The following is a 21647-nucleotide window of genomic DNA, read 5'->3' on the forward strand; positions in this document are numbered from 1 at the left end:
AAAAGTTTGCCACTATAAGCGACAAACTTTCCTGCAATTTAAAGTAGATTTGTTTCAAAAGTTTTAGTTATATATCAAAGATTTCGTTGAGAGTGATTTGCTACTCAGCGAAGTATCATTCAATTGCTTTGGTAAATCTTTCAACCCACCTAATCCACGAGTTTCCCATGCATCAAGCCAATTGGTAATTGTGCCACGACTAACTTCAAAAATATCAGATAAAACGGTTACATTATAGCCTTTATAGCTCAACAAGATAGCTTTCGCTCGTTCACGCTCGCGATAATTGCGGCTACGGCGAGAAACATCTCTCAAATATTCAACCTGATCTTGGGTTATCTGTCTTACGTAACGCATATAAGTAAATTTATTAAGTACGATTTATATAACAATCGGGCGGTATTCCGCAATCTGTCATTTTCACTGTACATTTATCAAGACGATTAATCAAGAATAAACGCTGTGAGATTATCAAGATTTTTTTTATACATACGTAAAATGATAATAAAAGGTTGCAACATATCTTTTACTGAAACTGAAACTTTTTTCCAAATCAAACTTATATTCTTAACTTTACTCCATCCAGTTATTTATAACCTCCGCAAATTAATAGTGAAATACATAAACCTAAATGAAATACAGTCGCAGTGATTTGAATAAATTTTTGTTAAGCAAGGGTTCTATTCTCAAAATTGAATCGTGCTGAATTATATATAATATAGGTTGTCAAAAAGTATCGAAAATATTTCGGTACTTTTTTGTTTAATAAATTACCAGAATATTTGCCTTTTATCATAGTTTTCTTTGGGTATTTCCTCTTATCTCCGTTAATTTGTTTGAAAAATTTAGTTTTTATTTTCAACAAAATAAACCTCAATAAAAAAATGACACAATTAACCCCATTTGCAAGATTCCTCATCATGCTTGCCATTCTTGGAGCAATTTTTTTTGGAGGAAAGTACATCCTCGAAAATACAGGCTTTGGCAAATCTCTACTCAATAAAAGTGCTGAACAACAGACAACAACTACCGATACTAAAGCCCCTGAAGAAGGACCTGCGAACGAAAGTACTGCAACTGCCCAAGGTTCGGGTTCATCAAATTCTTCTTCTTCGAGCAATAGCGAAGCAAGTGGCTCATCATCGTTTAGTTATGTTGCACCTGAACCTATCAATGGCAAACTAAAAGGTGTAGTTGAGCTTGGAGCAAGTGGTTTCAATTCGTTTATTGTCAGAATTGATAAAAGCAAAAACTGGAAACTTGAAAAAGCCGAATTTGGGAATAGTTTAGTAACCGAAAATATGGCAACGGATGAAGATATTCGTGCGGGCTTGAAACAATATATCGGAAAAATGCTTGATTTTGGTGTAAGCGGACGTGATATTCACTTTGTAGTAAGTTCGGGTGCAGTTAAAGCAGATGTTACACAAAAAATTGTTAAAAACTTAAAAACCTTAAACTACTTTGTAAATACCGTTACGCCTGAGCAAGAAGGAGCTTATGGTTTAAAATGTGTATTGCCCCAAGAGTTTGAAGACGAGTCATTTGTAGCAGATATTGGCTCGGGGAATACCAAAATTTCATGGAAAAACGGAGGCGTTTCTGCGTTTGAAACCTATGGAGCAAAATACTTTCAAGATGGTACAGATGATGGAAAAGTATATAATGAAGTAAAGACAAAATGTGCGGGTATTCCATCAATGAAGCGAAAAACTTGTTTTATTATCGGTGGTGTGCCTTTTTCAATGGCAAAACAAGTACGAGAAGGTAAAGAACGCTATACGATTTTGAAAGCCCCGAAAGATTATAAATTGGATGATGCCAAAGGCAAGGCAGGCGTAAATATTTATAGAGCTATTAAAGACGCTACAGGTTGTGACAAATTTATATTCGACTGGGATGCTAATTTTACAATTGGGTTTTTGTTGAATTTGCCCTAAGAATTAAAAAAGAGATACCAAAAAAAAATCTTGTGGTTCTCTAAAATTTAAAAAAAACATAAAAGTCCTTTTCAATAAAAATATTGAAAAGGACTTTTATATTTCAATATCGACTTCCTACCACTACCTTACGTTTAAATTCTTTCTTTTCGCCTAAAGGATTAAACAACTCTACCAACATAATGTAATATCCCACAGGTACAACTTCGTTTCCATCATTTTTGCCGTCCCACTCAAGATTACCATTAATGCTTAGCAGTTGGTTTTGAGCCAATTGTTTCATCATTCTTCCATTTATATCAAAAATGCTGACATTTGCTACAAAACCATTTTGGTCAAGTTGAAACATCAGATTCGTTACTTCATCTTGACCGTCACCATCGGGAGTAAAAATTTCGGGTTTTATTTTGAAAACAGTTTCTTGATTATCTAAAACTTCCTGAGAATTGGCATATCCAGGCGTTGCGTAACCCTCAGAAGTTGCAGAAGAATGCCAGTTTTTACTATTAGATGATGCTAAATTATAATTGGCTTTTTCGAGGGAAACCCCCGACTTATCATCAATCAATGGATGATGGAAAGCTTCATTATAATCAAATCTATCAAATACCTTTTTCGTTTCATTCAAAAGCACTACCGAACCTGCATCATCAGGAAAAGAAGGTAATGAGGGCATATCTAAAAAATTCGATTTGACAGATTTAAAATATTGACTTTCAACAGTTTTTGCGTTGCGTGTAAGCACCAAAAATTGCTTAGGTTGCAGTATAAAATCTGTTGCGATGATTGGTTTTATATTAGCAATATTTCCAGTAACATCAATATTTGCTAAAGACCAGTTTTTGAGCGAAATCATCTTGTCTGAGCGATTATAAATCTCCACAAAATCTTCCCCACCACTTCTTGGATTAAACAAAATTTCGTTCAAAACCACATTTCCAGAATCGGCAGGCTTTACATTTCCCAAAGCTACTTTGGTTTCTATCAAAACATTTCCTGAGCAATCGGCTATGTTTTTTATCGTTAGGTTATAAATCGTATTTTCTTGCAAAACTGAATTTAAAGTCAAGTTAATATTCATATTTTGCGGACTCTCTACCCCTATTTGCTTGATTGTCAATGACTTATCGAAAACATAAGCGTTTGTACTGACTGAAGAAAGACTGTCTAGTTTTTCCGAAAAAATCACTTTGATTGTCAACGAATTAGCAATTTCAAAGCGAAGCAATGACGGTGGTGTAAGGTCTGGTTTATTAGATTTTACCGAATTTTCTTTAGCAGGTGTTCCTTGCAAAGTAGCTGTACTTGAAATCCAATTACCCTGTTCCACGCACGGGTAATTGAGGTCTATCATTTCCAACGAAAAACCTTGGTCTTTTCCTTTTTCATACCATTTATCAGAATATGTTACCGAGAAAATAGTCTTATTTTTATCATTTCGCAAAGTAAGTGTAATGCCCGTATTTAGCAATGAAAAACTACTCAACCCAATAACATTTCCATAAGGTTGAAAATCCTTTTCGTTGGTTTTACTCGAAATAATCACATAACTTTTTGCTTGAAGTAAAAAACTTGGGAAAACAACAATTGTAGTACCGTAAATAAGTTTAAATTTATTGAGGTCAATAGCCTTATCGGTGCGGTTATATAGTTCAATATATTCTTTTTCAGGCAAACCCTTTGTAGGAGTCGGGTCTGCCATTATCTCACTGATAATCAGGTCATTAAGGCTTTGAGAGAAGGAAATTTTGGCAATAAAAACAAAAAAAGCGGTGCAAGTCAGAATAAAAATCTGACGATAAGCTACTGACTTGCTCCGTTTGTCTAACATTTATTCATTTGTTTCGGTTGGTTTCGTAACTTTCGTTGGAGCAACAGGCTTAGGTTTTGCTGCAGCAGGTTTTGCCGGTGCTGTTGGTTTTGGAACAACTACTTTTGCAGGAACAGGAGCTAAAACAGGCACTTCTAATTTCATTTCTTTCTTTTTGCTCTTTTTATCTCCCTTTTTGTCTGATTTTTTAGTCGTTTTTTTATCACTTTTCCCTGCTTTTTTGGCTGATTTTATAGCATCTTCAACGGCTTTTTCAGCGAATTTTTTTGCTTTTTCTTCTGCCTTTTTAGATTCTTTTTTTGCTTTTTTTTCAGCATCCTTCTTAATTTCGGCTATTTCTTTTGCCAATTTCTCAGCCGATTTATTAATTGCTTTCTTTATTTTTTTATTAGTAGTTTCGCCCCTAATTACTGCTGCAAGTACATCTGCAATTTCAGTCGCTTTTTGTTTAATTTCTGGTTTCATCGTTATAAAGTATTTAATATTATTATATTGTTAAATAATTATTATTTAATTATTATGCAAATACAACAAACTATGGACACAAAAGCAAAAAATGTGTGTTAAGTTTTTCATAATACAGTAAAAAATAACATTAAATAAATCAAAACTCCTATTATACTCATGAATTTCATTACAGAAGATGTTATAAAATTGCTTATCTCAGCAGGAACGGGAGCAATTATTGGTTTTGAACGAGAGTATCACAGCAAATCGGCAGGGCTTCGCACCATGATTTTGATAAGTTTGGGTTCAACGCTTTTTACGCTCATTTCTATGAAACTTGGCTCAGACCCTTCTCGCATTGCAGCAAATATTGTTACAGGAATTGGCTTTGTTGGAGGCGGAATTATTTTTCGAGATAATTCTAATGGACGAGTAACAGGCATCACTACGGCAGCTGCGGCATGGGTAACTGCCGCTTTGGGAATGTGCGTAGGTTTTGGTGATGGACTTTATGAAACTGGTTTCGTATCAATGATTTTGGTTATTTTTGCTTTATATGCCCTAGTTCCTCTTCAACGAATCATTAAACGTAAAAATACTATCCGCACTTACCGCATCGTTTGCCGATTTAGGAGCAAGTCGTTGAAACACTACGAAGAGAAATTTGAGCAGTTTGGCTTAGAGGCAGAGCGTGGCACTCAAAGCAAAAACAATGAAACCATCAGTGGCATTTGGATTGTAAAAGGTCCCGAAAAAAACCACGAAAAAGCCATTAAAACATTAATGAATGACGACGAGATTTTGGAGTTTGATTTTTGATACTTTGTTTTCAGTGGGTCTAAAAGTCCTTTTGATTCAGATTTTAAACACTCGAAAAATTTCATTTACAACCTTTTAAGCCAATTTAGCATCATTATAGAAAAACAAGTCCAAACAATGAAAAATTACTTGATATTTCTCTTGGTTTCTATGAGTGTGGCCTGCCAGGTGTGTAACAAAACGAGTAGTAATTATCCAATTATTGAAGCCAATGCCATTTTGTATAATAATAATTTGGCTGTTGATGGTTGTGCCGAACATATTTCGTTGGTGGATAAGAAAGGCGATGAAATAAAAATATTACTTCCAACCGAGGCAACAAAACCATTTTTCACCAACTTGATGAATGCCGAAATTGCGAAACTTCCAAAAGATAACTATTCAGGCAACTTACGCTTTTCTGTTTTATTAAAATATAAAGAAACCCAACAAAAAGGTAAACTTGTTTGTGGTTGGAATAAAAAATCAATGGTTGAACAAATCGAAATTATATCTATATCAAAAAAATGAAAATGATACTATTAACCTTATTTATTACATTCTTGATGGCAAATTGCCAGCTTGAAAACTCGCAAGAAGTAAGTCCAGAAATGGCAAAATTGGAAGGAAAATGGAGATTATCGAAGATTGGCTATGGTTTTCCTCCTCCAAATGGGCCAACAGAATATATACCTACTTATCAAGAAATTTTAGAGTTTAATACTCTCAAAGGAACTTTTACACGTACAAAAGATGGCAAAGTCATCGAAACCAGTAACATCAAAATATCAAATCTATCAGATGGGGGTATTTCAAAAAAAGAGGCTCTTATTTTCGAAAAAGACAATACCTATTCTTTCTATTCATTTACCGAAAATCCTGTTTACCTGGTTTTATATCAACCTACACCAATTGGAGCAGTTTTAGCCGATGGTAATAGTTATTTTTATGAGAAAGTTAAGTAAAATTATATATTTTGAGGCTTTTTTGATAAATTGCGGTCAGAATTTAACTCATTTATAAAATATATTATGGAACATCATTCAGATTCTCAAAAACTTCCAAATTGGCTCATGTTAGTTATATTTATAACAATAATGACAGTTCTTTTTATTTTCGGTGATTTATTTACTTTTATCATCGGCATATTTATTATGGCTGGTATTTTTGCTGGTGGGTATGACAAAAATCCAGCTAACCACGAACATCATTAATATCAAAACTATTGTAGCACGTTTTTGAAACGTGCTACAATAGTTTTTAGAGATTCTTCATCAACCAAGCCTTAAAATCTATAAATTCTGTACTTATTGGCGTAGCTTGTTTCTTTTTGCTCAACAATGCTTCTAATCTTTCAGGAATTGCTTGTTGGCCTACCACTTCTTCTACCACATCCAAAAACTTGGCGTAATGTGCCGTCGAAAAGAAAATACCAATGACAGGTACGCCTGCCGCAGGATTTTTCAAAGTTTTTTCGTAAGCCTTCAATCCCAAATACGCCACAGCAGTATGCGGACACATCACATATCCCGTGCTATCATACACAGTTTTCATCGCTACTTTAGTTTCCTCATCAGTATAAAAATATCCTTCCAATAAATCTCTCATTTGTTGCAAATCGTTACCAAATAAAGCCTTCATTCGAGGAAAATTGCTCGGATTTCCAACATCCATTGCATTAGAAATAGTTGACAATGAAGGGTTAATGGCTTTATAAACACCTTTTTTGATATATTCTGGCACAACATTGTTTATATTGGTAGCTGCAATAAATTTCTTCACGGGCAAACCTAACTTCCAAGCAATAATTCCTGCACTGAGATTTCCTAAATTTCCACTTGGCACCGAAATAACCATTGGCAAATCAATTCCTTGTTTTTTTAGCTGTGCATAAGCATTAACATAATAAAAGGCTTGCGGAATAAGTCGAGCAATATTGATAGAATTTGCCGAAGCTAAATCAAACTTTTCGGTCAATTCTTTGTCCAAAAATGCTTGTTTAACTAATTTTTGGCAATCGTCAAATGTTCCACTTACTTCCAAAGCTCGTACATTTTCGCCAACTGTAGTCAATTGTTTCTCTTGAATATCACTTACTTTTCCGCTTGGGTAAAGAATCGTAACATCAATATTTGGTATTTTATAAAAACCTTGAGCTACAGCACCGCCAGTGTCGCCCGAAGTAGCCACTAAAATATGGATTTGTTTTTGCGATTTTTGAAGAAAATACGACATCAAACCTGCCATAAATCTCGCTCCAAAATCTTTGAAAGCCATCGAAGGACCATGAAAAAGCTCTAAACAATAAGTATTTTTTTCAATTTCAACAATCGGTGCCGGAAAATCAATCGCACTTTCAACCAATTTCCTTAAATCATCAGCAGGAACATCATCACCGATTAGTGAATTTGAAACTTCAAAAGCGATTTCTTGCAAACTCAAGTTTTCGACATTATCCCAGAAAGATTTTGGCAATTTCGGCAACTCTATTGGCATATAAAGTCCATTGTCGGGTGGCAGTCCACGGAAAATAGCTTCTTCTAAATCTACGTCGGGGCTTTGGTGGTTTGTGCTATATAATCTCATAAATAATTGTCTATATAAAAATAATCCTGCAAAGTTCTAAAACCTTACAGGATTTATTGAATGTTTCCAAAGAAAAATTTGGTATATATTTCTTAACCTAACATCTTCACGAAATCGTCAAACAAATAACGAGAATCATGCGGACCGGGTGATGCTTCAGGGTGATATTGCACCGAAAATGCAGGTTTATCTTTTCTACGTATGCCCTCAATAGTATTATCATTAAGATTTATATGAGTCAATTCGATATTTTCCATGCTTAAAACTTGGTCGGATTTTACGGCAAAACCATGATTTTGAGAAGTAACTTCACAAAGTCCCGTCATTAGGTTTTTCACAGGATGGTTCAAGCCTCGATGACCATTTTTCATTTTATAAGTATCTATTCCACTTGCTAAAGCTAGGAGTTGATGCCCCAAACAAATGCCAAAAACTGGCTTATTGGTTTCAACTATTTGTTTGATAGTTTCGACCGCATACGACATTGCCGAAGGGTCTCCCGGGCCATTTGACAAGAAAAAACCATCGGGATTAAAGGCTATAATCTCATCAAAACTTGCTTTGGCATTGAAAACCTTACAGTAACAATCTCGCTCTACAAAGTTTTTGAGGATACTTTTCTTTACGCCAAAATCTAAAACTGCTACTCTATATTTGGCATCTTCGTTACCGATAAAATAAGCACTTGGTGTACTTACCACTGACGAAAGCTCAAGACCGTCCATCGAAGGTACTTTCTTTAATTCGAGTGCTAAAACTACCGGGTCAAGAATTTCTGAAGAAATAATACAGTTCATTACGCCCGCATCACGAATATGACGAACAATCTGACGAGTATCTAAATCGCAGATGCCAACGATATTGGCTCTTTCAAAATACTCTTGGAGTGAAAAATCAGCTGTTGTACGTGAATAATAATGATTGGCGTAGGCATTGCAAACCATTCCACTAATTTTGACGGTTGAAGATTCCTCTTCATCATCTAAAACAACGCCATAGTTTCCGATATGAGAGGTAGTATTTATAACCACTTGACCAAAATATGAAGGGTCGGTATAAATTTCTTGGTAGCCTGTCATACCTGTATTAAAACAGATTTCACCAGCCGAAGTGCCAATTTTGCCAAGTGCTTTTCCTTTGAAAAAAGTGCCATCTTCAAGAAGTAGAAGGGCATCAGAGGGTTTTTGATTCATTGAAGAATGGTAAAAGAGTTCCGAAAATTACTATTGGCGGTATGCTACCCGCTATCGGAGAACAAAGGTAGTGAAAAAAAGTTTATGCAGTTGAATTTAAAATCAGATGCTTGTTTATTTCTTTTGAAAATACAATTGTTACACAAAATAGTAATAAATACTTATTTTTTCTTCCCAGTATTCCTAAAAAACTCATCTCTTGTAACATTATCGGCGGGAGCGGTATTTGCCCCAGCTTTCCATGCTTTGTCTTTCCAAGCACCACTTTTAACTGCTTTTACAAAGTTTACCCAAGCAAACGGGTTTAGCAAAGGATTCATCGTTACTTGTCCTCGGCTTTCGATTTGCTTCAAAAATTGATTGTTGGCATAACGGTAATTGGCATCTGCACTCATGCCATGCACCGATGCCATTCGAGCAATGTTTTCGGGACTGTATGTTTCTTGTAAAATCTTTCGTTCTCTATCGTCGGGTAGTTTCATATCGACCAAGGCTTGCTTAAATTCTTCCTCTGTGCTAAAAGGATAAACTTTAACTTCTTTTAACATTTTGGAATCGACTTGTAACTCTACAAATACCGAATAATCAAGCTCGGTTTTTTTTGGAATAATATGAAATTGTTTTTTGAAACCTAAGTAGCTAAAATTAATGGTATCACCTGGAAATACGCCCAAAACAAAATATCCTTTACTATTTGAGAGTGTTCCACGACCAGCTCTTGGAATCGTGATATAAGCTCCAGGTAAAGGTTCTTTGGTTTGGCTATCAATCACTAAACCCGAAAAAGTTATGTATTTTATTTCTCCTTGACTAAATGCTAAATTGCTTATAATCAAGGAAATAAACATTAAAAGAAATGTAATTTTATTTTTCATCGTGTATAATTCACCCGAAAATTTTCAGAAATGTAACAATAAAAGGCATTGAAAGCAATAGTCCGTCGAACCTATCCATAAAACCTCCATGACCCGGAATTGTATTGCCCGAATCTTTGATGGCGATACTACGCTTAAAAAGCGATTCAACCAAGTCGCCGAGGGTGCCTGTTACGAATATAATGACTGCTACGCCATACCATTGCCAACTTAACAAACTGTCGAAATACTTTGTTAGAATAAACGCTATAAGAAGTGAAGTTATTGCCCCTCCAAAAAAGCCTTCCCATGTTTTTTTCGGCGAAACTCGCTCGAAAAGTTTACGTTTTCCCAAAAATCTTCCTGCAAAATATGCTCCAGTATCATTTGCCCAAAGTATAAATAAACAACCCAAAATCAGTTGCGGAGCATAACCATTGTCGGTCAGTACCATTTCGTTGATAAGTGCAAAAGGCACGGCAACATAAATAATTCCAAGAAAAGTGTAGCCAAGGTTTGCAAAAGGTTTTTTGTCTTTTACTCGGTATAATTTTATAAAAAACGTGGTGGTGAGTAAAGGTACAATGACATAATAATATTTGAAAGACAAAATTTCTTTTTCAATTAAAAAGGTCAAGGAATTCAATACAATTCCACAAAAAATTCCATACACACTAAGAGGAAGGTTTTCATCAAGTTTGAGTAATTTATAAAATTCTCGTTGGGTGAGTATGCTTATTGCTAAAAACAAAACCCAAAAAGTCCATTCATTATATAAAACGCCGCACAAAATAATGGTAACGCCTACTACAGCAGCAATGGCTCGTTGGGCAAGGTTAGAGAGTTGGTTCAGTTTCGAGGTCATTTTGGTTGAATATGTCAATTACTACTTTTGCGATTGATTCCTGCTCGTCAAGCACTTGGATTTCATAATAGCCGATAAGATAATTACTATCTTGCTTGTTCAGAACTACCGCCATTATTTCATGCGTAAGCAGTTCGTTTTTCAATAGCTCGGCTTTGAAAACATTTTTTGTTTCAAAAACTTTTACCCAGTTTGCCATTTTTTTATTGGAATTTGTTTCAAAGATAGGAGGAAATTGTTGAAAATGGTATGAGTTTTGAAGGATGGTTAAGTGTTTTGTTTTTTTATATCACAAGAAAAGTTTTAAATTGCTTCAAAAATATGGGTGAAAGAATAATTTATGCAGATAATCTTAGTTGATGACCACCATCTTTTTGGGCAATCCCTTTACTCTTTACTAATACAAATGAAAGAAGTTGAACAAATCAACGTTTTTCAGCGTGGAGCGGAGGTTTTGGCATTTTTGGAAACGAATAAAGTTGATGTAGTTATTTCAGATTTGCAAATGCCCGAAATGAATGGGATTGAACTAACTGCCAAAATTCATGAGCAATTCTCCGATGTTAGGGTACTTATTTTGACCATTGATGATGAACCTTATAAAATCAGACAAGCCATTTCAGCGGGTGCTTCGGGCTATTTATTGAAAGATACTGATAAAGCCGAATTGGAAGAAGCCATCAGAAAACTACACCAAGGCTTGCCATATTATAGCGAAAAAGTGCTAAAAATAATTACTACCAGAGAAAAAGACAAATCACTTATAATCAAAGAATTAGCTCAACTTTCAGCTCGTGAAATTGATGTTTTAAAATTAGTTGCTCAAGAATATTCGACCAACGAAATTGCCGATTTGTTATTTGTAAGTGTCAATACCGTAGAAAGCCATCGAAAGAGCTTAATGAAAAAATTGGACGTGAAAAATGTTGTTGGACTAATCAAATTTGCTATGCGGCATAAGCTGGCTGAATAATAGGTATGCTGATATGCGTCCGAGTTCCCTCTCCTATTTTCGACTCTATTTCCAATACACCTCTCATTGCTTCTACTCTGTCTTCTACACTCATCAAGCCTTGCCCTTTCGAATAATTTTGTAGTCCTTTTCCGTTATCTCTCACAAATAATTCGAGTGTTTTTTCATTTTTTCTGAAAGTCATCGCTGCATCTGTCGCTCCCGAATGTTTCAAAATATTATTTATCAGTTCTAAGCAAATCGAGTAGAGATGAAAAGCCGTTTTTCGGTCAAGAGTAATGTCGCCCAATGCTGTTTCACCAGAAAAGTTTTCTTTTAAGCCTTTTGTATTCAAGGTAAACTCAATGGGTGTTGAAAAATTAAGCCGTTCTATCATTTTCTGCAAAGCAACTTCTAAACCATATTTTTCGAGTTCTTCGGGTAGTAAATTATGCGAAATTAGTCGTACTTCTCGGCAAGCATTTTCTACCATCTCCTGAATTTGAGTGTATATTTTTTGGTCGTGATTTGGTAATTTACCGCTATTCAAAGTTAATAAACTCACTCGAACTGCCGACAATAATGACCCAATGTTGTCGTGCAATGCCGAGGCTACTCGTTTACGCTCAATCGTTTGACCTTTCAACAAAGCCTCTTGAATTTCATGGTTTTTATTCAACAACTCTTTGTTCTTTTTTCGTAGAATAAAACTATAAGCAATTGCTGAAACCCCAAGTAGAGTAATCAAGCCAATAACTAACAAAAGTGATTTTTGTTGCTGATTTTCAAGTGTCAATTTATTCGACAAATCATTAACTTTCAGTTGTTTAGCTAACTTTTCTTGCTCGTTTTTTTGTTTATCTGATTCTATTTTTAAAGCCTGTTGAGTAGCAAGAGCATGTTCGTTTTCGAGTTTTCGACTGATAGATTCTAAACTAAAATCTTGAGCTAATTTTTCACTTCTTAGTTTAGTAATTTCATATTGTTTTTGCAGGAAATCTGTTCCTTTTTGCTGTATTAGTTTTTCGTTTTCATAACGAATCTGCATTTTTTCAATATCATATCGTCTCTGTATTTCGGTCAAATCATTTATTCGCTGTTCTTTTTGAATACTATCTCTCAGAGCGATGGCTTTCTTATAATACTCAAAGGCGACTTCGGTATTATTTTTTGATTCGTTTATTTCCGACAAATCTACTAATGCTTGAAACCTGACCGTATTGTTTTGTGAATTAATGGAGTTTTCAAGCATCAATTCGGCATATTTTTCGGCATTTTCATAATCTTTTTTTAATTTAAATAACGTTACATAACTCGAATACAATGAAGCTTTTCCTTGTAAATAATTTTTTTTTGTAAACAAAGAATCAGCTTCATCGAAATACTTTTTAGCTTCCGCAATATTGCGTTCAGCATGTAGATAATGATCCCCCATTATAGATTTTGCAAAAGCAATCTGAATATCGTTTTCTGACAATTCGCAATGCTTTATTACTTTCAAAAACATGTTTTTGGCTGTTCCTTTCCGACCTAATATTTGATAAGAAACTCCTGCAATTCTATAACATTCAGCCAATTGAAGGTGTAAATCAGGAGTTAGTTTAGGCTTTGCTACTAAGTATTCGATGGCTTTTTCGAGGTAACTTGTAGCTTTTTCATATTCCTTTATATTATAATATATCTGCCCAAAACGAAGGTTTATTTTCCAAATATCATCACATTCGATATTTGTTTCTTCACACTTTTTTAGGGTATTCAAATTAGTTTCTAAGGCTTTTGTGTAAAGGTTTTTTTTTAAGTAAAAATTAGAAAAATAAAATAAAGCCCTTAGTTGATATACATTGTTTTTGGAAATGATGGATTTTTGATAAAGTTTTTCGGCATAATGTAAGCCCGAATCAGCGGAAGTTCGACTCAGCAAAGAATAGTTTTTGCATATTTTATTCAAATAAAACATTTCTAATGTATCATTGACCACAGTAACTTTTAAAACACCAATTTCTTTGAGGCGTTGTTTGGACTGTTCAATTTCTACCAAATTAGGCAATTGAGCTTTTGAGCTAATATTAATTATAAAATAGAGAACAAGCAGCGATAGAAACTTCTTCATATAGGGCATGATTTTACCCTAAAATTATCTTTTTATTTTATACAAACATCAAAAAGCACTAAAAAATCACGGTTTCCCGTGATACGATTCACGGTTTACCGTAATTGACTGATGCTATTTAATCATAGATCTTTGTTGAAATCTTTTCTTAAACTTTATTCCCATGAAAAAAACCTTATTCTTATTTCTATTTATTAGCTTAGAAATGTTTGGGCAGTCGGTTCTTTTAACGCCAAGTGCCATGAACAAACAAAATTCTATTCTAGATGATATTACGATGCAAAGCTATTCTATTTATCCTTCCATAATTGGATTAAGGGCAAATGGAACAATTGCTTCGCCAACAGCATTAGCTACTGATGATATAATTTTTCAATTGGGCGTAAGAGGTTATACGGGTGGCGGTTTCTCTACATCAAGAGCAAATATTAGATTCAAAGCTACCCAAGCTTGGACAAATACTGCAAACGGGACATCGATCACTTTTGAAACAACGCCTAATAATTCTACTATCAAAGCTGAAAGAATGGTGATAAATCAAGATGGATATGTTGGAATAGGTATAACGCCAGCAAATTATATTTTAGATATCAATGGTAGATCCAGAATTCGGCATTTTGGTAATACTGCGGGTTTATGGTTCAACAAATCTGATAATGCCGAGGGTACATTTGCCGGAATGTATAACGACGATATTTTTGGTTTTTTTGGCATGGGTACAGTTTCCAACTGGAAATTTGGTTTCGATTTGGTAAATACAAAAATGGGTATCGGCACAATGACACCCAAGCACCCACTCACTTTTCCGAGTGCCCTTGGAGATAAAATATCTTTTTGGGGAGGTAACACTCTCGCTACCGACAATCATTATGGAATTGGAGTGCAAGGAGCGGCATTTCAGTTTTATGTGCCAACAGTTAGTGATAATATTATTTTTGGGGTTGGTAGAAGTGCTTCTTTGACCGAAAAAATGAGAATTGAGGGTAGCGGAAATGTTGGAATTGGAATCAATAATCCTAATGGCACTTTGGAAGTAGCAAGAGGAACTGGCACCAATGGCACAGCGGCTTTTTATGGAACAAGTTGGACATCACATTTTAATTACTCTACTGAAGAAACTACTTATATTAGAGGAGGTAAAAACAATGCTAAAGTTTTAATCAATGATTTAGCAGGGTTGGGCAATGTGGGTATCGGTACAGCTTCGCCAAACTATAAATTACAGGTAAATACCATAGGCAACGGAGCAGGAATTGTTCATGCCAACAATGCAGGTATTCAGGTTGGAACATACGTAGGATATGGGGCGGGTTGGTACGGCACTCTGTCAAATCACCCATTGGTATTATTTGTTAATAACGGCAATGCGGCCGTTACTCTTACAACTTCCGAGCAACTGCAAGTTGGAGGCACAACCACGCCAGCAGGCTACAAAATGAGTGTTGATGGCAAAGTTATTTGTACAGAATTGGAGGTTTTGATCACGCCGTGGCCCGATTATGTTTTTAAGCCAAATTATAAGTTAAAACCTTTACAGGAAATTGAAAATTTTATTACTAAAAATGGTCATTTGCCAAATATCCCGAAGGCAGAGGACATTGAAAACAAATCACTTGCCTTAGGAAATATGGCAAAACTTCAAATGGAAAAAATTGAAGAACTAACACTTTATTTAATCGAAATTAATAAAAGGTTGCAAAAAGTAGAAGATGAAAACCAAGTTTTGAAAAGCGAATTGAAAGCCATTAAATCTCAAAACTAATAACGCCATGAAGAAAATTCTATATTTTTTGTCATTTATTTCTTTTTTTGCCTTCGGGCAGCAAAAAGAAGAAGATTCTCCACAAGGAAGAGCCGAGTTTGAATACCGCCGCATTGCCCCACCCGATGGCTCAAAAATTCCGTTTGGTGAGTTAAACAGGGCTAATCAACAAATTGATGCCTACTTTAGAAATCGTCCAAAAACAGCCATTCCCAATATTGCATGGCAAGAACGAGGGCCAAGTAATATTGGTGGTAGAGTAAGAGCCATTATGTTCGACCCCAACACCACCAATAAAATTTGGGCAGGTAGTGTTGCAGGAGGGCTTTGGTACAACTCCAATGTATCAAATATCAATACTAATTGGACAAAAGTAGATGATTTTTGGGAAAATCTTGCAATTACTTCTATTGCTTATGACCCTACCAATACGCAACGTTTTTATGTAGGTACTGGTGAAGGTTTTGGCAACCTCGACCAAGTATTGGGCGGTGGCATGTGGCGAACCGAAGATGGCGGTGCTACTTGGAACCGACTACCTAACACAGTGCCAAACCATGATAATACTGATACTGATGTAAAGGCGGTATTTAGAAGTGTGCAGAAAGTTATTGTAAATTCGTCAGGAAGAATTTTCGTGGGTGGTAATCATGGCGTAGCGTACTCCGACGACAATGGCGATAACTGGCTGATGGTAAGCAACTTACCATCAGGTTTCTTTGTAGACGATATGGAGATTTCGAGCATCGGTACGCTCTACGTAGTCATGAGGCAATGGGGCGGCAATAATAATCCTTGGCTTAGACGCATATATAGGTCAACAAATGCCGCTTACTCAGCTTGGTCGCTCATTACACCTATCGATAATAGCATTTGGGGAGTAAGAACCGAAATAGCCCTTGCTCCATCTACAAGTGGTAATAGTCAAGTAATTTATGCCATCTGCCAAAACGATACTACTAACAATAGCAATGGTGTATTATGGTTCAAGAAAAGTAGTGACAACGGAGCCAACTGGTCTAATATTACGATTCCGAGTTTTACGGGCAATGTCAATGACCATTTTACAAGAAATCAAGCTTGGTACGATTTAATTTTGGCGGTACATCCCACCAATTCCAGCCTTGTTATTGCAGGAGGTGTTATTTTGGCTCGAACAACCAATGGTGGCACTTCTTGGCACGTATATGATAGCTTTCCTGTTCATGCCGACGAACACGGACTAAAATTCGACCCTAATGATGCTAATAATGTGCTAATCAGTAATGATGGAGGGGTTTATTATTCCACCAATTTCGGTAACTCATCTACTGCTTCGGCCAGTGTTACCTTTGAAGATAGAAACCGAAATCTTCGTATTACACAGCCTTATCATGTAGCCATGAAAAACATTGCAGGTGATAATTATCTAATCGGTGGCACACAAGACAATGGCACAATACGCACCGACCACCCTTATGTTGGCACAGGAAACGAGGTACTAGGTTCTGACGGTTGGCGGTGCTTTATTGACAACAATGAGCCTAATATCAGAATTTTATCAACACAATATATTAGTCATTATTTTTATGATGGCACCAATACTCCTGTTCAATTTATAAATGGTGGCACAGCAGCATTCTATAATCCTTGCGATTACGACGACATAAATAATACTTTTTTTGCCTTTCGAGACAGTAGCCAACAAGCAGGAAATATTTATACAAGATTTTATCGGGTTACAGGCATGGGCGGTACTCGCACCGTTAATACTTTTAAAATCAATATTGCCATACCCGTTAGTTTTATAAAAGTTGGGCGGGCAGCCAATACTATTATTGTTGGCTGTGGCGATGGGCGAATCTACCGTATTTCGAGTGTTAATCTTGCTACCGCCACGGCTACAATCTTGCGAAATGCCAGCAATACATATATTTCATGTATTGACGTTGGCGTTGATGATAATGAGATTTTGGCTATTTTTTCAAACTATAATACCAGTTCGGTGAGATATACCAACACGGGCGGCACAACTTGGATTGATAAAGATGCTGCAACCCACGGGCTGCCCAATATTCCTGTCAGATATGGCCTATTTAATCCTACCAATCGAAATCAAGTTTTAATTGCCACCGAATCGGGAGTATGGTCAACGATGAACATAACTGGAGCAAACCCTGGTTGGGAACCAACCGACCAACTACTTGCCCACGTACGGTGTGACATGCTTTTTTATCGCTCTGCCGATAATATGATTGCCGTTGCCACCCACGGGCGAGGAGCTTTTACGGCGATTCTGAATACTTGCCCAAGCGATTTGAGTTTATTTGTAGATTCTAATGGTTCGAAACATTATGAGGTTAGTAATGCGATCACCTCACAAGCTGAATTACAATTAAATAAAAAGGTAAGATATGATGCGGGCTACAAAGTAAGGCTTACCAATGGTTTTAAAGTAAAAGCTGGCACGCATTTCAAAGCCTATATTGATGGTTGCGGAGGAATAAGATAATCAAAATCACAAACTTTACTATAAGGCATCATCAAATTGTGTTACATTTTTTGAAGAAAACAGGCTTTTATTTGCGTTTTTTATTAATAATCACGGTTTACCGTAATTGACTGATGCAATATAATAACAGACCTTTGTAGAAATCTTTTCTTAAACTTTATTCCCATGAAAAAAATCTTATTTTTCTTTTTATTGATTAGTCTAAAAATGTTTGGACAGTCTGTAACCATTGTGCCAAACGACCCCAACAAAACGGTTGAAATCCGAAAATCAGGTAAAGGATTTGAACATCGTAACATTGATGGATTGGTAGGAATTGGCACTTGGGTAAATCAAGACTTTGCTTTCCTTCGAACCACAACTAACAATAATTTAAGTTTTGCGACAAACAATGGAGGACCTCAAATGACATTGATGACCAACGGGCGTTTAGGTATCGGTTTTAATCTTATACCCGATGGTCAGTTGGACGTAGAAAGAGGCACAGGAACAAGTGGCACGGCGGCTTTTCGTGGCACGCAATGGATTTCGCATTTCAATTATGCTACAAATGAAGGCACTTACATCAGAGGTGGTAAAACTGGCTCAAAAGTTTTTATCAACGATTTGGCAGGTTTGGGAAGTGTCGGTATTGGGCATAGCAATCCGAATGAATTATTAGACGTAAACGGCAGAATGAGAATTCGGCATAATGGAAGTACTTCGGGACTTTGGTTGAGCAATTCTACCAATAGTTTGAGCAGTGCTGATGGAACATTTTTTGGCATGGAAACCGATAATAAGGTAGGTTTTTACATCGGAAATGCTTGGCGTTTTGGAGTAAATAGTTCGGGTGAAATTTCAACTTCCTCTATGGTCGGTTCGGGTTTTAGAATGGTTTTAGCCAGTCCTACTGGTGTTCTTCTCTCTAATTTTCAGCCGCAAGTTTGGTCTATTACTGGTGGTGCTTTTGAGTCACTTACCAATGGCTCTGCTCAATTTTTTAAAACCTTCAATTCTGCAAATTTCACTTCGGGGTCTTCTATTATGGTTGCCCCAGTAAATCTGCCAACTGGTGTTAGTATTAGTGAAGTAGTTGTTTTTTATACAAACTCAGACCCCACAAACACTTTAAGAGTAGAGTTGGGTGCTGAGGTTTTAGCAAATAGTAGTGCGGGGTCGGTAAGCAACCCAATAATTGCATCTAGGAATTTAGGAACTGTAACTGGAATCCAAAGTGCATCTTTAACATTATCTCCCGCCGAATTATCCATCGATAATTCAAATAGAGCATATTTTATAAAAGTATCGTCAAATGTGTGGAGTAATAATATGGCCATTTATGGAGTCAAAATAACATATTCATACTAAAAATACAAACATAAAAAACTCATTAATTTTATCAAATTCTTTAGAAAATCGCTTAGATAAAAGCAAAAAATAATATAACTATGAAAACTAACACACTTTTTATCTTTTTAGCCGCATTACTTTTTGGTTTCTCATGCAAGAAATCAGAAGTTGCTACCAGTGATTTCGCTTGCGACAAAATCGCTAAAATTACCAAACAATCGTTCGGGGATTTGGCGATGACCATTGAATATGTCAATGGAAAAATCTCGAAAGTTTATCGAGCCGATGGTAAAGGTTTAGTCGAAAACTATACTTATAAGTCCGCCACCGAGCTATTAATTACCCGTAATTTTACCGATGGTAGCATAGGCAATACTTTCAATACTATTTTGAACGACAAAGGTTATTTCTTGCGATTTGTTACCGAAGGTTATTCTATTAACTATATCTATGATAATAATGGATACTTGATAAGTAATGCGACAACTTACCCTAACGCAAGTCAAAATACCAATACTACTTATAGCTATCTCAATAATAATCGAACACAAGGTTTGACCTTTACAAATAAGGTTTTGAGCTATACCGAAGATTTTACTTACTACGAAGACAAGCTCAATAAAGTTGATAATTTTGGCAATCAAAATCGCCCTGATTTTTATGGAAAGTTCTCAAATAATTTGGTAAAAACTTATAAAATCACTTATCCAGATAAGAAATTCGATTTATACGAATATTCGTATGAGCAAAATATCAATGGTTTTGTAAAAACTTTGACCGAAAAATACACCGACCAAACTGGCAAAATAACAAGCCAAGTGAATAAATACGAATACGTTTGTCTATAAAACCTCCGAAACCATGAAAAATACTATAAATAGAGAAAAAAAATATAACTCCGAAATGCTGTGGTTTAATCATCGCAAAAAGAGTGTTCATCCCGAAGAGGTTGTTTACCTCAAAAGTTATGAAAACTACACACGGTTTCATTTAAAAAGTGGACAAATCTTGTTGGCATCTTATACCATGAAGACTTATGAGCAAAAGCTTTCAACAAAAGGTGGCTTTACGAGAATTAATCGGGGAACATTACTGTCTTGTCCTGAAATAGGTTTACACAAATTTATGTAAACAAATGGCAAGAACCAAGACAAACAAGGGGTCGGGTTACAACCGACACAAGTTACATTATGATTCAGAATTCAAGTGGCGAGTATGCCACGAATATTTGAATGGAAATGAAACAAAATTAGCAGTACAGCTACGAAACGGCATCAAAGGTAAGACGATGATAGTAGTTTGGTTGCGGCAATTTGGAATAAAAGACAAGCCAAAAACGTTAACACAAAGTGAACAATTAAGTTTAAATATGCCACAGCCAAAACCAGGAATAGTACAATTTTGTGAAACAGAACTTGATAGACTAAAAAAGGAGTTAGCTGAGGCTAAATTGCGGGCTGATGCCTATCAAAAGATGATAGAAATTGCCGAACAAGAATTCAAAATAGACATCAGAAAAAAGTTCGTTGCCAAACAATCTACGCCCTCAAAGAAACTCGACCCGAAATAGGTTTGGGTCGTTTATGTAGTTTGTTTGGCATAACTCGACAAGCATATTATCAATATTTTTGGAGAGAAAGTGACTATCAGATTGAAGAAGAATTACTCATACAAGAAGTAAGAACAATTCGTAAAAGGCAACCAATGATAGGCACACGAAAGTTGTATGGAATACTTGAGACATTTATAGTCAAACATCAAATAAAAGTAGGTAGGGATGCACTTTTTGACCTTTTAGCGAAAAATGGGATGCTTGTGAGGAGAAAAAAGAGAAAGGCTCAAACAACTTTTTCTGCTCATTGGTTACGAAAATACCCTAATTTAATTAAAGGAATTGAGCCAATGAAGCCTAATCAAATATGGGTTGCTGACATTACTTACTTAGAAACAGAAATCGGATTTGTGTATATCTCACTCATTACTGATGCTTACTCAAGAAAAATTGTTGGTTATCATGTGGCTGATAATCTTTTAGCAATTAGTTCGGTCGAAGCTCTAAAAATAGCATTAACAAATATGCCTAAAAATTTAGAAAGTCTAATTCATCATTCTGACAGAGGAATTCAATATTGTTCACAAGAATATGTAAACGTATTGCAGGATTATCAAATAAAAATCAGCATGACACAAAATGGAGACCCTTTGGAAAATGCAATTGCTGAAAGGGTAAACGGTATTCTAAAAAATGAACTTTTGCCGAATGAGATTGTCAAAAACTTGGAACACGCACAAAAATTGCTAAAAGAGATAGTATTGATTTACAATGATGAAAGACCGCACATGAGCGTCGCCCTTTTAACTCCAAATCAAGCTCATCTACTTGATGGAAAATTGAAAAGATACTGGAAAAATTATTATAATAAATCAACTGTAAACCTATATCAGGATTTTCAACTATAATTGTAAACTTATTTTAGGACAAGACA

Annotated in this window: 22 protein-coding genes; 13 read left to right on the top strand and 9 right to left on the bottom strand. The window is 35.7% G+C overall.

The features are described from left to right. Positions 1–63: 63 nt before the first annotated feature. Positions 64–357 (bottom strand): transposase, encoded by a 294-nt coding sequence (locus ACH2CJ_RS14875; RefSeq protein WP_394993736.1) that lies wholly within the window; start codon positions 355–357, stop codon positions 64–66. A 527-nt stretch (positions 358–884) separates the two neighbouring features. On the opposite strand from ACH2CJ_RS14875, the gene ACH2CJ_RS14880 reads away from it, so the two are divergent. Next, a complete protein-coding gene (locus tag ACH2CJ_RS14880; protein ID WP_394993737.1) occupies positions 885–1940 on the top strand; it encodes a hypothetical protein in 1056 nt (351 codons plus the stop codon). Between the two features lie 103 nt (positions 1941–2043). Here the strand turns inward: ACH2CJ_RS14880 and ACH2CJ_RS14885 are convergent, their stop codons facing one another. Continuing rightward, on the bottom strand, positions 2044–3771 hold the full coding sequence (locus ACH2CJ_RS14885) for a lamin tail domain-containing protein (RefSeq protein WP_394993738.1): 1728 nt from the start codon (positions 3769–3771) through the stop codon (positions 2044–2046). Continuing rightward, complete coding sequence (locus tag ACH2CJ_RS14890; RefSeq protein WP_394993739.1) at positions 3772–4236, bottom strand: hypothetical protein; 465 nt, start codon at positions 4234–4236, stop codon at positions 3772–3774. A 159-nt stretch (positions 4237–4395) separates the two neighbouring features. Between ACH2CJ_RS14890 and ACH2CJ_RS14895 the strand changes: the two genes are divergently transcribed. From ACH2CJ_RS14895 to ACH2CJ_RS14910, 4 genes are all read left to right on the top strand, one after another. Beyond that, on the top strand, positions 4396–5037 hold the full coding sequence (locus ACH2CJ_RS14895; protein ID WP_394993740.1) for an MgtC/SapB family protein: 642 nt from the start codon (positions 4396–4398) through the stop codon (positions 5035–5037). A 117-nt stretch (positions 5038–5154) separates the two neighbouring features. Continuing rightward, complete coding sequence (locus tag ACH2CJ_RS14900) at positions 5155–5547, top strand: hypothetical protein (protein WP_394993741.1); 393 nt, start codon at positions 5155–5157, stop codon at positions 5545–5547. Then, positions 5544–5981, top strand: a complete 438-nt coding sequence (locus tag ACH2CJ_RS14905) for a hypothetical protein (protein WP_394993742.1) — start codon at positions 5544–5546, stop codon at positions 5979–5981. The genes ACH2CJ_RS14900 and ACH2CJ_RS14905 overlap by 4 nt, the downstream gene beginning before the upstream one ends. A gap of 66 nt (positions 5982–6047) precedes the next feature. Further along, positions 6048–6230, top strand: coding sequence for a hypothetical protein (locus ACH2CJ_RS14910; protein WP_394993743.1), 183 nt, complete (start codon positions 6048–6050; stop codon positions 6228–6230). Between the two features lie 46 nt (positions 6231–6276). Here the strand turns inward: ACH2CJ_RS14910 and thrC are convergent, their stop codons facing one another. The 5 genes from thrC to ACH2CJ_RS14935 form a co-directional block, all read right to left on the bottom strand. Further along, positions 6277–7602 carry a threonine synthase gene (gene thrC / locus ACH2CJ_RS14915; protein ID WP_394993744.1) on the bottom strand — a complete coding sequence of 442 codons (1326 nt, stop codon included), beginning with the start codon at positions 7600–7602 and terminating at the stop codon, positions 6277–6279. A gap of 92 nt (positions 7603–7694) precedes the next feature. Then, the gene (gene carA / locus ACH2CJ_RS14920) at positions 7695–8795 is read right to left on the bottom strand and encodes a glutamine-hydrolyzing carbamoyl-phosphate synthase small subunit (protein WP_394993745.1); all 1101 of its coding nucleotides are present in this window, start codon (positions 8793–8795) and stop codon (positions 7695–7697) included. 161 nt (positions 8796–8956) lie between these two features. Then, complete coding sequence (locus tag ACH2CJ_RS14925; protein ID WP_394993746.1) at positions 8957–9670, bottom strand: carboxypeptidase-like regulatory domain-containing protein; 714 nt, start codon at positions 9668–9670, stop codon at positions 8957–8959. Between the two features lie 10 nt (positions 9671–9680). Next, positions 9681–10514 (bottom strand): phosphatidate cytidylyltransferase, encoded by an 834-nt coding sequence (locus tag ACH2CJ_RS14930; protein ID WP_394993747.1) that lies wholly within the window; start codon positions 10512–10514, stop codon positions 9681–9683. Further along, complete coding sequence (locus tag ACH2CJ_RS14935; RefSeq protein ID WP_394993748.1) at positions 10486–10713, bottom strand: putative signal transducing protein; 228 nt, start codon at positions 10711–10713, stop codon at positions 10486–10488. Before ACH2CJ_RS14935 ends, ACH2CJ_RS14930 begins: the two co-directional genes overlap by 29 nt. Before the next feature lie 141 nt (positions 10714–10854). Between ACH2CJ_RS14935 and ACH2CJ_RS14940 the strand changes: the two genes are divergently transcribed. Further along, the gene (locus ACH2CJ_RS14940) at positions 10855–11487 is read left to right on the top strand and encodes a response regulator (protein ID WP_394993749.1); all 633 of its coding nucleotides are present in this window, start codon (positions 10855–10857) and stop codon (positions 11485–11487) included. Here the strand turns inward: ACH2CJ_RS14940 and ACH2CJ_RS14945 are convergent. Next, a complete protein-coding gene (locus ACH2CJ_RS14945) occupies positions 11462–13576 on the bottom strand; it encodes a histidine kinase (protein ID WP_394993750.1) in 2115 nt (704 codons plus the stop codon). The genes ACH2CJ_RS14940 and ACH2CJ_RS14945 overlap by 26 nt on opposite strands. A 163-nt stretch (positions 13577–13739) precedes the next feature. Here ACH2CJ_RS14945 and ACH2CJ_RS14950 point away from each other — a divergent pair, with 163 nt between their 5' ends. The 7 genes from ACH2CJ_RS14950 to ACH2CJ_RS14980 all read left to right on the top strand — a co-directional run bounded on the left by ACH2CJ_RS14950 (position 13740) and on the right by ACH2CJ_RS14980 (position 21621). Further along, the gene (locus ACH2CJ_RS14950) at positions 13740–15338 is read left to right on the top strand and encodes a hypothetical protein (RefSeq protein ID WP_394993751.1); all 1599 of its coding nucleotides are present in this window, start codon (positions 13740–13742) and stop codon (positions 15336–15338) included. A 7-nt stretch (positions 15339–15345) separates the two neighbouring features. Further along, the gene (locus tag ACH2CJ_RS14955) at positions 15346–17829 is read left to right on the top strand and encodes a WD40/YVTN/BNR-like repeat-containing protein (protein WP_394993752.1); all 2484 of its coding nucleotides are present in this window, start codon (positions 15346–15348) and stop codon (positions 17827–17829) included. Between the two features lie 165 nt (positions 17830–17994). After that, complete coding sequence (locus tag ACH2CJ_RS14960) at positions 17995–19179, top strand: hypothetical protein (RefSeq protein ID WP_394993753.1); 1185 nt, start codon at positions 17995–17997, stop codon at positions 19177–19179. 80 nt (positions 19180–19259) lie between these two features. After that, positions 19260–20009, top strand: a complete 750-nt coding sequence (locus tag ACH2CJ_RS14965) for a hypothetical protein (RefSeq protein ID WP_394993754.1) — start codon at positions 19260–19262, stop codon at positions 20007–20009. A 13-nt stretch (positions 20010–20022) separates the two neighbouring features. Continuing rightward, positions 20023–20292 carry a LytTR family transcriptional regulator DNA-binding domain-containing protein gene (locus tag ACH2CJ_RS14970; protein WP_394993755.1) on the top strand — a complete coding sequence of 90 codons (270 nt, stop codon included), beginning with the start codon at positions 20023–20025 and terminating at the stop codon, positions 20290–20292. Between the two features lie 4 nt (positions 20293–20296). After that, positions 20297–20731, top strand: coding sequence for a hypothetical protein (locus tag ACH2CJ_RS14975; RefSeq protein ID WP_394993756.1), 435 nt, complete (start codon positions 20297–20299; stop codon positions 20729–20731). 2 nt (positions 20732–20733) lie between these two features. Beyond that, positions 20734–21621 (top strand): IS3 family transposase, encoded by an 888-nt coding sequence (locus tag ACH2CJ_RS14980; RefSeq protein ID WP_394993757.1) that lies wholly within the window; start codon positions 20734–20736, stop codon positions 21619–21621. Positions 21622–21647 lie beyond the last annotated feature (26 nt).

Source organism: Emticicia sp. (assembly GCF_043780375.1).
In the GTDB taxonomy this organism is placed as follows: Bacteria; Bacteroidota; Bacteroidia; order Cytophagales; family Spirosomataceae; genus Emticicia.